General features: G+C 65.5%; 12 protein-coding genes. 3 read left to right on the top strand and 9 right to left on the bottom strand.

What is annotated here, in order from left to right:
* Positions 1 to 6: 6 nt before the first annotated feature.
* Together ACZ5MJ_RS02995 and rffA are read left to right on the top strand one after the other, a co-directional pair.
* Positions 7 to 1,608 (top strand): hypothetical protein, encoded by a 1,602-nt coding sequence (locus ACZ5MJ_RS02995; protein ID WP_464222285.1) that lies wholly within the window; start codon positions 7 to 9, stop codon positions 1,606 to 1,608.
* A 21-nt stretch (positions 1,609 to 1,629) separates the two neighbouring features.
* Entirely contained in the window at positions 1,630 to 2,814 is a 1,185-nt protein-coding gene (gene rffA / locus ACZ5MJ_RS02990) for a dTDP-4-amino-4,6-dideoxygalactose transaminase (RefSeq protein WP_464222283.1), read from the top strand.
* An 883-nt stretch (positions 2,815 to 3,697) separates the two neighbouring features.
* Here rffA and ACZ5MJ_RS02985 read toward each other — a convergent pair.
* The 7 genes from ACZ5MJ_RS02985 to ACZ5MJ_RS02955 form a co-directional block, all read right to left on the bottom strand.
* Positions 3,698 to 4,534, bottom strand: coding sequence for a lysophospholipid acyltransferase family protein (locus ACZ5MJ_RS02985; protein ID WP_464222281.1), 837 nt, complete (start codon positions 4,532 to 4,534; stop codon positions 3,698 to 3,700).
* Positions 4,531 to 5,814 (bottom strand): dihydroorotase, encoded by a 1,284-nt coding sequence (locus tag ACZ5MJ_RS02980; protein ID WP_464222279.1) that lies wholly within the window; start codon positions 5,812 to 5,814, stop codon positions 4,531 to 4,533. The genes ACZ5MJ_RS02985 and ACZ5MJ_RS02980 overlap by 4 nt, the downstream gene beginning before the upstream one ends.
* A 76-nt stretch (positions 5,815 to 5,890) precedes the next feature.
* Complete coding sequence (locus ACZ5MJ_RS02975) at positions 5,891 to 6,865, bottom strand: aspartate carbamoyltransferase catalytic subunit (protein ID WP_464222277.1); 975 nt, start codon at positions 6,863 to 6,865, stop codon at positions 5,891 to 5,893.
* A gap of 90 nt (positions 6,866 to 6,955) precedes the next feature.
* The gene (gene pyrR / locus ACZ5MJ_RS02970) at positions 6,956 to 7,492 is read right to left on the bottom strand and encodes a bifunctional pyr operon transcriptional regulator/uracil phosphoribosyltransferase PyrR (RefSeq protein ID WP_464222274.1); all 537 of its coding nucleotides are present in this window, start codon (positions 7,490 to 7,492) and stop codon (positions 6,956 to 6,958) included.
* Positions 7,489 to 7,914: a Holliday junction resolvase RuvX gene (ruvX, locus tag ACZ5MJ_RS02965; protein ID WP_464222273.1), complete on the bottom strand. Its 426-nt coding sequence runs from the start codon at positions 7,912 to 7,914 to the stop codon at positions 7,489 to 7,491. Before ruvX ends, pyrR begins: the two co-directional genes overlap by 4 nt.
* The gene (locus ACZ5MJ_RS02960) at positions 7,907 to 8,479 is read right to left on the bottom strand and encodes a YqgE/AlgH family protein (RefSeq protein ID WP_025583981.1); all 573 of its coding nucleotides are present in this window, start codon (positions 8,477 to 8,479) and stop codon (positions 7,907 to 7,909) included. Before ACZ5MJ_RS02960 ends, ruvX begins: the two co-directional genes overlap by 8 nt.
* Positions 8,480 to 8,581: 102 nt before the next feature.
* Positions 8,582 to 9,289, bottom strand: coding sequence for a pseudouridine synthase (locus ACZ5MJ_RS02955; RefSeq protein ID WP_464222272.1), 708 nt, complete (start codon positions 9,287 to 9,289; stop codon positions 8,582 to 8,584).
* A gap of 140 nt (positions 9,290 to 9,429) precedes the next feature.
* Here ACZ5MJ_RS02955 and ACZ5MJ_RS02950 point away from each other — a divergent pair, with 140 nt between their 5' ends.
* Positions 9,430 to 10,998: a cryptochrome/photolyase family protein gene (locus ACZ5MJ_RS02950; RefSeq protein WP_464222271.1), complete on the top strand. Its 1,569-nt coding sequence runs from the start codon at positions 9,430 to 9,432 to the stop codon at positions 10,996 to 10,998.
* A 32-nt stretch (positions 10,999 to 11,030) separates the two neighbouring features.
* Here the strand turns inward: ACZ5MJ_RS02950 and ACZ5MJ_RS02945 are convergent, their stop codons facing one another.
* Positions 11,031 to 12,221, bottom strand: a complete 1,191-nt coding sequence (locus ACZ5MJ_RS02945; RefSeq protein WP_464222269.1) for a heme biosynthesis HemY N-terminal domain-containing protein — start codon at positions 12,219 to 12,221, stop codon at positions 11,031 to 11,033.
* Positions 12,222 to 12,225: 4 nt separating this feature from the next.
* A complete protein-coding gene (hemDX, locus tag ACZ5MJ_RS02940) occupies positions 12,226 to 14,361 on the bottom strand; it encodes a fused uroporphyrinogen-III synthase HemD/membrane protein HemX (RefSeq protein WP_464222267.1) in 2,136 nt (711 codons plus the stop codon).
* Positions 14,362 to 14,368: the final 7 nt, after the last annotated feature.

Raw genomic sequence — 14,368 nt, 5'->3', positions numbered from 1 at the left:
TCGAGCGTGCCCGGACTCGCGGACAATTCATTCGAACGCGCAGGTTACATTGCCTGCCAATGTGTGGCGCTGACCTTCGCCCTAGCCATGAGCCAATGGGTGTCCGCGCCGCTCCTGGAGCCCGGCGCTTCCCTGAGCCGCGCCATCCTGACCGCCGCAGCGGCAACGCTGGCCACCATAGCTGCGATTTTCGAGCTGCGCAGCCTGAACGATCGCAAGCAGTGGTTTGATTCCTCGCTCCCATTGCTTGTCGGCGGACTGCTTGCCGGCCTGCTGTTCCTGTGGGTCATGCAGGCGCGTGCCGTCATCGCCTACGCGATCATCGGCGCAACATGCATGCGATTGCTGGTAGTCGCGTTCAGAGCGGGGGCACGCGCTGCGCCCGTGCCCATACTTGCTGGCGCCGCCATTGGTTACTGGGCATTCCTGCTCAGCTTTGTCGACGGCTACAAGACACTATGGATAAGTCAGGCGATTCAGTCCGGCACCGTCCACGTGGATCTGCTGTTTCATTCAGCCATCGCAAGCATGCTGTCTGGCTACGGCGTGGGTTCGCTGGGCGTCGATGGCCTTGCCACATTTCCCTATCACTTTGGCAGCCATCGGGTGATGATCGTCTTGTACGAAGCGCTTGGCATTGAGCCACTCCAGTTCTACTCGGTCGTGTTTCCACTAGTATTCGGCCCGCTGTTCGTCTGTCTCATGTATCTCTTCGCCAATGCGTTTCGGGTGTTTCTGATTCGCACCGATGCCGCATGGAATCGATGGCGGACAACCGGAGCTGGCTGGTTCTGGGCGGTGTTCGCGATTTTCTTTGTGGGCGTGATCTCCGCCGCCGCGCGCAGGCAACTCGGAGTCTGGGACAACGCCTTCCATAGCGAATCGTTCGGCGTGGCCATCCTGTTAGCATATTTCGGCGGTATCTGGCTCTTCGAGCAACTCGGCAAACACAGGCAGATACGGATCACGTGGTCGACATCGCCGATTCTCGCGCTCTACCTCGGTGCCCTGTGCGTCCTCAAGATCAGCGTCGGGCTGGTGATCGGCTGTGTATTTGTTTATGCGCTGTTGAGGAGCCGCGTTCCGCGGCTTCGGCTACTCCCCGGACTGCTGGCCGTCGCACTGCCACTTTTATACGGCCTCTGGCTGACGCGGTCAAACACGGGCAGCGGTGAGGCCGGACCCGGTCTGCTCTCGATGCTCAAGCCGTTTGCCTTCCTGCGGGACATCGTCAAACCCGAAGCCTACGGTTACTCATTTATTGCTTTTTTTGGTCCCTTGATCACATTTGTCGTCTTGCGGTTACTTTCAGGTCCTCGTAACCCTGTCTCGGGCTTGAGATCAAGACTCGAAAGCCATACGCTGTTGGATGTCGAGTTGGCGGTCGTCGTCACAATCGCGTCGATCATGCCCGGCATACTGCTTGCTGTCCCACAGGGGAGCACAAATTTCTTCGCCGAAGTGTCCTATTGGTGGGTACAGCCAGTGGTGGCAGTCATGCTGAGCCTTGCATTGGCACGCTTCACCTCACGTGAAGAAGAAACACCCCGAGTACCGCCCTCGACCCAACGGGACTCGACCGCAAATAGCGTAGATTTCGAAGCTTAGAATAACGAAGGCAAGTAAGCGATGACCACAATCCAGTCCACAGGGAAGGACGCAATGAGAGCCGCCGCGCGAAACATCTCATTCAATCGACCATACATGACGGGACGAGAGTTGCACTACATCTCGCAGGCACATGCACGTGGTCATCTGGCAGGCGATGGGCCGCTCACCGAGCGTTGCCACAAGTGGCTGGAGGCGAAGACCGGCGCACCGAAGGCGCTACTGACTCACTCCTGCACGGCGGCCCTGGAAATGACTGCACTGCTGCTGGACCTGGAGGCAGGCGATGAGGTCATCATGCCTTCATACACGTTCGTGTCGACAGCGAATGCGTTCGTACTCCGCGGGGCGGTGCCCGTTTTCGTCGACGTGCGGCCCGACACGTTCAATATCGACGAAAAGCTCATTGAGGACGCCATCACACCACGCACGCGCGCCATTGCACCAGTGCACTACGCCGGTGTTGGCTGCGAGATGAACACGATCATGTCGATCGCGCAAAAGCATGATCTGCGCGTGGTCGAGGACGCGGCGCAAGGCGTCATGGCTTCGTATCAGGGACGCGCCCTCGGCAGCATCGGCCATCTTGGCACTTACAGCTTCCACGAGACCAAGAACGTCATCAGCGGCGAAGGTGGCGCGCTAATCGTGAACGATCCCGCGTATGTCGACCGCGCCGAGATCATCCGCGAAAAGGGCACCGACCGCAGCCGCTTCTATCGGGGCGAAGTGGACAAGTACACGTGGCGATCGAGCGGCAGCTCTTTCCTGCCGAGTGAACTCACTGCTGCGTTCTTGTGGGCGCAACTGGAAGAAGCGGAACTATTGACTCAACGCCGTCTGGCATTGTGGGATAGCTACCATGGACTTCTGGCCCCGCTTGAGGCAGAAGGCTTATTGCGGCGGCCAGTCATCCCGGCCGATTGCCAGCATAACGCTCACATGTTCCAAATTCTTGTGGGTGAGGGGATAAACCGCCAGCAGGTGCTGCAAGATCTTAAGGCAGCAGGTATTGGGGCTGTGTTTCACTATGTTCCGCTCCATTCGTCGCCTGCCGGACAATCGGTGGGTCGTGCACACGGCGATCTATCCGTTACTGACGACATATCATCCCGGTTGATTCGCCTACCGCTTTGGCTCGGCCTGTCTGACGATGATCAGATATATATTGCGGATATGCTCTGCAGGGCGTTGACGAGGCGGTGAGTTAGGCTGCTACAAAGCCGAGAACGCACTCTGGGCGTAAGAAATAACACGCAAAGAAGTTGAGGACACCCGAATCCTCGCTCTCCGCGAGAATTCGGGTGCCAGCGGAATCTATCTTGACTTGGATTAACTGATGGGGATATCCTTTTAGCCGTCGCTAGGCGATCCGGCAGTCAGTGGCAGATCGCTGTTTGATGGTGGCACGCCGGGATGTCCGCACATCCCGGCACCTCGCAGATTTGAGGCTGGCCTGTCGTATGCCAGTACGACTCGCAGTCAATGAAGAATATGCGAGCGGATTCCGCGAGCTTTTCATTGTTAGCGAGAAGCTCGCCGCCTCCCATCGCCCGACTGTATGAATGGCGAAAACTTGGTCAGCCAAGAGGCAAGCAGACAGGACCAAATTCTCATTCTGCGGCAAACACTCCAGCAAGCGTCTTCTCACCAAGGTCGTCGCGGTACAACGTTGGCTTTTACCAGTACCGCCGTGGATCGGACTTTTTCGAGATATTGATCGACGCGACTCTTGCTGGGTCGGTACTGTTCGACGGAGATAATCCCGCAAAAGGAGGTGCTTCGGTCTACGAAGCACTACTCGCACGTCGCCGTACCGTCCTCACAAAATCACCGAGACGTGCCAAGCGAAAACGTGCCCGGCTGCGTGCCGCAGTGTTACGGGGATCCACCGGTATTGTTCCTCTGATTGGGACTAGCGGCCGCCCCAACCTGATAGGACTAGAAGCCTCTTGGGCGGCGAGCTGACGGCTGCGTGGCTCGCGCAGGATCCCGTCAAGCGGACGGTGATCCAGGTCGAGTGTCTGCTGCAGACTGACCCGCTTGGCTGAATATGTAATCTGCGCCCAGACGCGGGCGACGACATGTCTCAGCTTGTGGCAGCCGTTGCCGGCTCGTCAGCACGGACAACATCGCACGCTACTTGGTTGAGCCGGGCTGCAGTGGCCGCCGCAGCCTCGGGAGCGCCCTTCGCAAGGTGGACTACCACTTCTTGCGCACCGCCGGCAAGCTCGCGGCGATTATCAGACGTCGGACTAAGCCTTGGGCCAATAGTCAGCCGTGCCTTGATTGGCGACGCGCGCAAGATAGCATCCAGACATTGCAGCAGGCTCAGGTCACCAATATAGGCAGGCGCCAGCGTCGGTTCCCCGGTTGCCTTGTCTAGGTAACTCAACCCCAGCGGCTGCACCGGCAACCCACCCGAAATCGGCGCCTGCATCAGGTTGGCATGAAACGGCAGCACGCTAGTCCCATCGGTAGTAGTCCCCTCCGGAAACACCCCCACCAAATCCCCCTGCAACATCACATCCGTAATGTCGTGCAGCACCCGATGCGCATCCCGCTTGCGCCCACGCTCGATGAAGATGGTGCCGGTCTTGTCACACAGCCACCCAACCAGCGGCCAGCTCCGAATCTCCGACTTGGCAACAAAGCGCACCGGCTGCCAACTGTGGATCACATAAATATCCAGCCACGAGATATGGTTGGACACCACCATCGCACCCTGCCGGCCGGCGCCGGTCGACGCCGCGCCGGTGGTATCGACCACCTCCACCTCCACCCCGCAAATCCGCAGCAACCGCCGCGACCAGCGCCGGATGTGCCATTCGCGCGAGCGCACGCCCAGCCACGGGAACAGCAAGGCGCAGGTCAGCACCCCGCGCAGCAGGTGCAGTACCAGCGCGGTCTTGCGTAGCCAGATCATGCTTGGGCGTGGTTGCCGTAGACGACCTGCCCGCCGACCAGGGTCATGCGGACCTTGCCTTCCATCTCGTAGCCGAGCCACGGCGAGTTCTTGCCCTGGCTCTTAAGGGAGCGGCGCTCGACCTTCCAGAGCTGCCTGGGGTCGAAGACGCACACGTCGGCGGCGCTGCCGACGGCGAGGGTGCCGGCCTTCAGGCCGATCACGCGGGCGGGTTCGGCGGTGATGCGGGCCAGCGCCTGGGCCAGCGGGACCTTGTGCTCGGTGGCCCAGCGCAGGGTCAGCGGCAGCAGCAGTTCCAGGCCGGTTGCGCCAGGCGATGCCTCGGCGAATGGCAGCAGTTTCTCGTCGTCGTCCACGGGCGTATGGTCCGAGCACAGGGCGTCGATGGTGCCGTCGGCGAGCGCGGCGACGATGGCGTCGCGGTCGCGCGGGCTGCGCAGTGGCGGCGAGAAGCGCATCTGCGAGTTGAAGTAGCCGATATCCATGTCGGTCAGCGAGACGTGGTGGATATTGACGTCGCAGGACACTTTCAGGCCTTCGCGCTTGGCCTGGCGGACCAGTTCCAGCCCGGCGGCGGACGACAGGCGGCACAGGTGCACACGCGCGCCGGTGCTGCGCATCAGTTCGAAGATGGTGTGCAGGCGGACGGTTTCGGCAATGACCGACACGCCAGACAGGCCCAGGCGTGACGCCACCGCGCCGCTGGCGGCGACGCCGCCGCCTAGGAACGGGTCTTCCGGGCGCAGCCAGACGGTGAAGCCGAAGGTCTGGGCATATTGCAGCGCGCGCAGCAGCACCTGGGTGTTTTGCACCGGGGCTTCGGCCTGGCTGAAGCCGACGCAGCCGGCTTCGGTCAGCTGGCTCATCTCAGTCAGGGTCTCGCCCTTGAGGCCCAGCGTCAGCGCGCCCAATGGGTACACGTGGGTCTGGTTCAGCGTGCGGGCGCGGAACTTCAGCATTTCCACCAGGCCGGGCTCGTCGAGCACCGGATCGGTATCGGGCGGGCAGACCAGGCTGGTCACGCCGCCCGCGGTGGCGGCGGCCACTTCGGATTCGAGCGTGGCCTTGTATTCGTAGCCCGGCTCGCGCAGGCGCGCGGACAGGTCGACCAGTCCGGGGCACACGATCAGGCCACTGGCGTCGATGGTCTTGTTGGCGGAGAAGTCCGCCGGGGCGCTGCCCACGCCGACGATCTTGCCGGCGGCGATGTAGAGGTCCTGCGCGGCGTCGGTGTTGCTGGCCGGATCGATCAGGCGGCCGCCCTTGATGTGAATCTTCATAGCTTGGCTTGTCGTGTCGCTTGGCTGGTTCGGTGTGTTCTGGCTCGTATCGCTCGACTGCGTCATTCGTCGCCGCTTATTCGTCGCTGTTTCCCGCCACGATGCCCATCACGGCCATGCGCACGGCGATGCCGAAGGTCACCTGGTTCAGGATCACGGATTGCGGGCCGTCGGCCACGGCGGAGTCGATCTCCACGCCGCGGTTCATCGGGCCCGGGTGCATCACGATGGCTTCGGGCCTGGCCAGCGCCAGGCGCTCGGGCGTAAGGCCGTAGGCCTTGAAGTATTCCTGCGCGGACGGCAGCAGCGCGCCGCTCATGCGCTCGTTCTGCAGACGCAGCATGATGACCACGTCCACGCCCTTCAGGCCCTCTTCCATGTTGTGGAAGACGCGCACGCCCATCTGCTCCAGCCCCGACGGCAGCAGCGTGCGCGGGCCGATGGCTCGCACTTCGGGCACGCCCAGCGTGGTCAGCGCGTGGATGTCGGAGCGCGCCACGCGCGAGTGCAGGATGTCGCCGACGATAGCCACCGTCAGGTTGGTGAAGTCCTTCTTGAAGTGCCGGATCGTGTACATGTCCAGCAGGCCTTGCGTCGGGTGGGCGTGGCGGCCGTCGCCGGCGTTGATCACATGCACGTGCGGCGCGACGTGCTCGGCGATCAGGTACGGGGCGCCCGAGCTGGCATGGCGCACCACGAACATGTCGGCAGACATGGCCGACAGGTTGTTGATGGTGTCCAGCAGCGACTCGCCCTTGCTGGTCGACGAGGCGTTGATGTTCAGGTTCAGCACGTCCGCAGACAGCCGCTTGGCGGCGATCTCGAAGGTGGTGCGGGTGCGGGTGGAGTTCTCGAAGAACAAGTTGAACACGCTCTTGCCGCGCAGCAGCGGCACCTTCTTGACATCGCGGTCTGAGTCGGACAGCGATACGAACTGGCTGGCGGTGTCGAGGATGTGCGTGATCATGTCACGCGACAACCCCTCGATCGACAGTAGGTGCTTCAGTTCGCCGTTCTTGGTGAGCTGCGGGTTGCGGAACGTCTTGGTCATAGCTGGTCGGGCGCGGGCAAAAAACGGGGGGGTCTGGTCTCGGAGCTGGGTGTCAGGCGCGCGCAGCGCGCCTGGGGCATTCGGGCCGGCTCAGCCGGTGGCGGAATCGGTAGGTTCGGTCGCAAAGGCGAATTGTGCGCCGGCACCCTCGCCCTGGCGCGACAGCACCAGTGTGGTGCCGGACGGCAGCTCCATCTCGGCGGCAGTCAGGTCGGCGGCAATCGGCAGCTGGCGCCCGCCGCGGTCGACCAGCACGCCCAGCGCCACGCGCGCGGGGCGGCCGTAGTCGAACAGCTCGTTGACGGCGGCGCGGATGGTGCGGCCCGTGGCCAGCACATCGTCGATCAGCAGGATATTGCGATCATCCACCGCAAACGGCAGCGTGGTCGGCTGGGCTTGGCTATGCAGGCCCTTCTTGGCATAGTCGTCGCGGTGGAAGGCTACGTTGATCACGCCATGCTCGGGCAGCTTCAGGTCAGCGGCCAGCCGCGCGGCGATCCACGCGCCACCGGAATGGATGCCGGCCACCGACCAGCGCGCGCGCTCGGCCTCGGGGATCAGGGCCTGGGCCTGGTCCAGCAGCTTGCGGTACAGCAACTCGGCGTCGGGAACGGAGATCTGCGTCATAGCGGGAATTGGTCGAAATACTGTTGCAGGATGATGCGGGCGGCCTCGGCATCGAGCTCGCCGCGGCGGGCGCCGGCCATCGACGCGGCGCGCGAGGTATAGCGCTCGTCCACCCACTCCACCGGCAGGCCGAAGCGGCCATTAAGCTGGTTGCCGAAGCGCCGCGCCAGCTTCATCGAAGGCTGCTCGCCGCCTTCGGGGTTGACCGGCATACCGACGATCAGCTGCACCGGGTTCCACTCAAGGATCAGCGCCGCCACGGCTTCGAAGCGGCCTTCCACGGTGATATTGGGGAGAATGGTCAGCGCACGCGCCTCGCGCGTGATGAAATTGCCCAGCGCAACGCCGATCTTTTTTTCGCCGTAGTCGAATGCCAGGACCGTGCCGTCGCGGGGCAGTTCACGCCCCACGGCGTCAGGCATGCCCGGCCTCGCCCGACAGCATGGTGAAGTCGATGCCCAGCAGCCGGATGGCGGCGGCAAAGCGCTCGTCAGGCGGCACGCTGAAGATGATCTCGGGGTCGGCCTGGACGGTCAGCCAGCCGTTGCGGCTGAGTTCTTCCTCCAGCTGCCCGGCGCCCCAACCGGAATAGCCCAGCGTCAGCAGGAAGCGATGCGGGCCGCTGCCGTTGGCCACGGCCTCCAGCACGTCCTTGGAGGTGGTCATTTCCAGCCCGCCCGGCACGGCCAGCGACGATACATAGACCCCCACCGGGTCATGCAGCACGAAACCGCGCTCGGTCTGCACCGGGCCGCCGAAATAGACCGGCTGGTGCGCGACTGGCTGGATTTCAAGCTTGAGGTCGATCTTGTCGAACAGCGTGGCCATGTCGATATCGATGGGCCGGTTGATCACCAGCCCGAGCGCGCCACGCTCATTGTGTTCGCAGATATAGACGACGGAACCCGAAAAGGTCGGATCGGCCATGCCGGGCATGGCTATCAGGAACTGATTGGTCAGATTGATGGGTGCTTCGGGCTTCGCCATGCCTTGCATTTTATCAAATCGCCGGGGGTCTTCCGGAAAAGATTGGCGGGCGCTGCAGTGCAGCAATGGGCGCCCGGCCACGCTCTGGGACTACGGTCTGGCTCAATCCTTGCCGGTCAGCGCGGCCAGGTCTTGCTCCGTCAGCCAGCGCCAATCGCCCTCTGCCAGCGCCGGATCGAGCTGCAGGCCGCCAATGGCGCTGCGATGCAGCGCGTCGACGTGGTTGCCGGCGGCCGCCACCATGCGCTTGACCTGATGGTACTTGCCTTGCACCAGCGTCAGCCGCAGGCTGCGTTCGCCGGTGATCTCGCATTCTTCTGCCGCGATCGGCGCCGGTTCGTCCAGCAGATGCACGCCGCTGCGCAGCGCCTGCGCCTGCTCGGGCGTGACCGGCTCCGCGGTCGTCACTTCATAGACCTTTGGCACCTTGCGCTTGGGCGAGGTCTGGGCATGGATGAACTGGCCATCGTCGGTCAGCAGCAGCAACCCGGTGGTGTCGTGGTCCAGCCGCCCCACGGCCTGCACCTCGCGCTGGCGCAGCGGCACCGGCAGCAGGTTGTAGACACTGGGATGATGGCGCGGACGCTGCGAGCACTCGTAACCGGTGGGCTTGTTCAGCATCAGGTAGGCCTTGGTGCAGGCCAGCCACTCTTCGCCATCGACGGTCAGGCGCAGACCGTCCACGTCGAACTGCGCGCGCGGGTCCTCGCATAGCTCGCCGTTGACCTCGACCAGCCCGGCGGCGATCAGGTCACCGCAGTACCGGCGCGTGCCAAAGCCCTGGGATTGAAGAATTCGGTCGAGAGTCATGTGCTTCTGTGGTGGCTGTGATAGGAGCGTGGTGGCCGGCGGCAATGCCGGCGCGGTACCGCTATGTTAGGGTATCGGCGCGATCGACCCGGCTTTCCACACTTTTGGCCCAGCCAAACCAGTCAGACAGGCAAGCGAGCATGCAGGCAGCAGGCAACCCGGCCACGGCCCGGCCACCCTACCGGATCGGCAAGAACTTTGCGCGTGGGCTGGTCTGGTTCCGACGCGACCTGCGCGCCACCGACCACGCGGCGCTGCATTATGCCCTCAGGCACTGTGCCCGGGTGTGGTGTGTGTTCGTGTTCGACCGCGACATCCTCGATCCACTGCTGGCGCGCGGCCTGCGGGCCGACCGTCGGGTCGACTTTATCCGGCAGTCGCTGCTGGAACTGAAGGAAACGCTTGCCGCGGCCGGCGGCGGCCTGATCGTGCTGCACGACCGGGCCGGAACCGCCCTCCCGGCGCTGGCGCGCGAGCTGGAGGCCGAGGCCGTCTTCACCAACCACGACTACGAACCCGCCGCCAACGCCCGCGACGAAGCCGTGCACCAGGCGCTGGCGGCGCAGGCATGCGCCTTCTTCACCTTCAAGGACCAGGCGATCTTCGAGCGTGACGAGATCCTCACCGGCCAGGGCAAGCCCTTCTCGGTCTTCACGCCGTACAAAAATGCGTGGCTCAGGGCTGTGCAGCCGTTCGACCTGCGCCCATACCCGGTCGATCCATACCTGCAGGCACTGGCGCCGGTGCCGGCCGCATACCGCAAACCCATGCCGACGCTCGATCAACTCGGCTTTCGCGCCAGCAACCTCGCCGAGATCGCGATGCCCACCGGTGCGTCTGGGGCGCAGGCGCTGCTCGAAGAGTTCAGCGTGCGCATGGGCGAGTATGGCCGCCGGCGCGACTACCCTGCCCTGCGCGGCCCCAGCTACCTGTCGGTGCACCTGCGCTTCGGCTCCGTCTCGATCCGCACGCTAGCGCGCGCCGCGCACGAGGCCATGCTGCGCGGCGGCGCCGACAGCGAGGGCGCCTCGGTGTGGCTGTCGGAGCTGATCTGGCGCGAGTTCTACTTCATGATCCTGCATCACCATCCGCGCGTGGCGGCCGGTGCGGCCTTCCATCCCGCCTACGATGCGATCCGCTGGCAGGACGGTGATACCGGCGAGCGCTACTTCCGTGCCTGGTGCGATGCCGCCACCGGCTACCCGCTGATCGATGCCGCGATGTTGCAGATCCGGCAAAGCGGCTATATGCACAACCGCCTGCGCATGGTGACGGCCAGCTTCCTGGTCAAGGATCTCGGAGTGGACTGGCGCCGCGGCGAGCAGTACTTTGCCGACCAGCTCAACGATTTCGACCTCGCCGCCAACAATGGCGGCTGGCAGTGGGCCGCGTCCACCGGCTGCGATGCGCAGCCGTGGTTCCGCATCTTCAATCCGGTGACGCAATCGGAAAAGTTCGATCCGCAGGGCCGGTTTATCCGCAAATACCTGCCGCAGCTGGCGGCACTGCCCGACAAGCACCTGCATGCGCCATGGACCGCGCCCGAACCTGTGCTGGCGGATGCCGGCGTGCGCCTGGGAGACAACTACCCGCGCCCGCTGGTGCAGCATGACGTGGCGCGCAAGCAAACGCTGATGCGATATGGGGTGGTAAGGGATGGAGTGAGAAAGCGCACCGGCAGCGAAGACGCTGCCGGCGTGGAGGACTGAGCCCGGAGGAGCGCCCGGCTTCAGGCGAAGCGTCAGGCTGCCAGCATCGCGCTTTCGCGATAATGCCGCTGCGCGTCGTCGAGGCGCTCGGTTTCCTCGAACAGCCGCGCCAGCGCCAGGTGCGTGCGCACGCGCAGGCGGCGCTGCTGGTCGGGCTCAGCATATTTCAGCGCGCGCTCGAAGCTGGACTGGGCCTTGCCCCACAGCTTCTCGCCCAGGCACAGCACGCCCAGCGTGTAATAGAGGTCGGCGTCGGCGGGATGCGCGGCCAGCCATTTCTCGGCCTGCTGGATCTGCGGCAGGGCGTGGCCGGGCACGGCGCAATCGGCATAGCGCTGCACCAGGCGGCTGTCCCAGTTGACCTTGAGCGCGTCTTCGATAATGCGGCGGGCTTCGTTCTGCCGCCCCAGCGCGGCGAAGTACCGCGCCGCGGGTTCGGCGATGCGCGTGGCGCGGCGCTCGTCGGCGGACAGCGAACGCCAGAACTCAGACAGCGCGTCGGCGTCGTGGCGGCGCTCGTCCAGCATGGCTTCGACGGCCATCTGCTTGAGCCGCAGCGCCAGCACCGGATGCAGCGCATTGCGCTTCTCCAGCGAGCGCGCCAGGCGCAGCACCTCGGACCAGTTCTTGAGGTGCTGGTGCGCGCGCAGCGCGATGCGCTGCACATGGATCTGGCGCGCGCCCTGCGACTGCAACTGGGCGATGGTTTCCAGCGCGCCGTCGGCGTCGCGGGCATCGACCAGCAGCTCAGCCATCGACACCAGCCGTGCCTGCTCGCGCTCGGGGTCCGTGACCTGGGCCATCCAGGCGTCGCGCCGCTCGGTTTCCTGCATCCGGTGCGCGGCGCGGGCACCGATCAGCGCGGCGGTCTGGGACTGGTCGTGCCACGACTGGGCCTCGCGCGCGGCACGCTCGGCGCGGGCGAAGCGGCCCGCGAACAGATTCTCGATCGACTCGCGCAGCGCCGCCTGCGCCTTGCTCATGCGGCTGCGCTCGCGGTAGGCGGCGGCGCGGCGCGGCATCTCGGCCAGATGGCGGATGGTGGACATCACCGTCCACACTACGAAGAACAGCAGCAGCAGCAAGGCCAGCGCCAAGTTCAGCGACAGCTCGACACGGTACGGCGGATAGAACAGCACCACATTGCTGTGGTTGAACTGCGTGAACAGGGCCAGCCCGACGGCGCCGCCAAACAGGACCGCAACCCAGAACAGAAGGCGCATGGGCTTACTCCTTCTTCAGGGCATGCAGCGCGCCCAGGCTTTCGGACATGGTCGGCAGCTGCACCGTGACCGCGCCGGCCTGCGCCTGCCGCAGCAGCGTCAGCACACCCTGCACGCGACGCGACTTGGTATCGAAATAGCGTCCGATCATTGCCTGCGCGGCGGCCAGGTCGTTGCGGAACACGGGCTCGTTGCGCGACAGCAGCGCCAGGCGCGCATTGAGCAGGCGCAGCTTGACGTTTTCGCGCAGGAACCAGCCCTGGTCGCCCGACAGCAGCAGCGCCTCGGCGTCGTCGACCTTGCGGATGCGGATCACCTGCGCCAGTTCCTCGCGCAGGTAGTCCCACAGGCGGGTGAACCAGCCCGGGCCATTGGCGGCAGCCGGGGCGCTGGCGCCCTTGCCACCACTACCCGCGGCACTCTTGCGGGCATCGGCCTCGGTGCGCTCGAGCATGCGCTCGCTGGACAGCAGCGGCAGCGTGTCGACCTGGTTGATGGCCTCGTCCAGCTTGATCGCGGCGCCGGTCAGGTCGGTGTCGGGCACAGCCTTCATGCGCGCCACGTCGCGCGCGATCGCGCGGCGCAGCAGGTTGTACTGCGGCTTGTCGGTGCGCGCCAGGCGCGCGTCGGCGCTTTGCAGCGCGGCCAGCGCCACCTGCACGTTGCCAGTCAGCTGCAACTGCTGGCCGGCACTGGTCAGCAGTTGCTGGATCTCGGCGATTTCCCAGTCGTCGCGGTTGCGCATCAGGTCCTGGTAGACCTGCTCCAGCGCCACCTGCTTGTCGCGGGTCTCGCCGACCTGGTTCTCCAGCGCACCGACCTTGGCCTGCAGTTCCTTGACCGTGTCTTGCGCGTTGCGGGTCAGCACGCGCGACTCCTGCACCAGCGCGTCGTTGCTTTGCTGGCGGCGCGCCAGCTCGCCGGTCAGGTGGTCGACGCGCTGCTGCAGCCACCAGAAGCCGCCGGCGGTCGCCACCACCAGCACGGCGACCAGGGCCCACAGCGCGGCGGACCGCCGTGCGGCGGTGCGGGGAACATCGGCATGGCCGGCGCCCTGCGAGGAGGCGGATTGCGCCGGTTGCGCCGGGCGGGCAGAGGCCGCGCCAAGCGGCGGCGTAGCGGAGGAGGACGTGGTTTCTTGCGTCACGCGTTCGACCTTCGTTGACGTTGCGGGAACTACGGTGGCCGGCACCGCGGCCGGCGGCCCTGCGGCTTCAGCGACTGCCGGGCTGGTGTCCGCCGGAATGCTTGCGGGCGTGCTTGCCGGCGCCGGGCCGGCATGGGCATCGGCCCACTGCAGGCATGCCGCCAGCAGGCCGGCATCGCCCGGCGCGGCGCGCTGGATATGCGCGAAGCCCAGCGCCAGCGCCTGTTCGGCGATTCTCGCATGCGGCGCGATGCACTGCACCTGCCGCAAGGAAGCGTCTTCCTGGGGCGACAGTTGCCGCCGCGCCAGCACGTCAAGGTTGCGCACCGCCTCGGAACTGGTTAGCAGCCACGCGTGCGGCGCCGCGCCGGGGCGCAGGTTGTCGCGCACGGCCTGCCACTGCATGGCGCTCGGTTCGGGCAGGGTGCGCTGGTACGCCTCGACGGCCTCGACCTGCGCGCCGGCCTCGCGCAGGCGGTCGCCCAGCCAGTCGCGCCCGCCATTGCCGCGGATGATCAGCACCGGCCTGCCGGCCAGCGCGGCGGGATCGAGCTGCGCCCACAGGGCTTCGGAGTCGAAGCGCAGCGAGTCGGTGTCCGGTGCGGCATCGTCAGTGCCCTGCCCGTGCGCGGCGGCGCCCGCGGGCGCGATCACGCGATACGCGGGCGGCGCAATGCCGCGCTCGGCCAGTGCGGCGACGCTGGCCGGCCCGACCACCGCCACCGGCACCTGCGCCGGCCAATGGGCCACGGCTGCGCCTTGCACGACGGCCAGTGCGTCGAGCGCGTAGACGATGGCATTGGGACTGACGAAGACCACCAGCGCGAAGGTATCCAGCCGCGCCAGCGCCGCGCGCAGGGGCGCGCCGTCACTGGCCGGGCCGATGGCCAGCAGGGGAAAGCTGAGTACGTCCAGGCCGGCGGCCTGCAGCGCTTCGGTCAGTTGCCGGGACTGCCCGGCGGGTCGTGTGACAACGACGGTCGGGCGGGGCATGGGGCAG

The sequence above is a fragment of the Cupriavidus sp. LA-1 genome (genome assembly GCF_055385985.1).
This window is presented reverse-complemented; position numbering and strand designations above follow the sequence as displayed.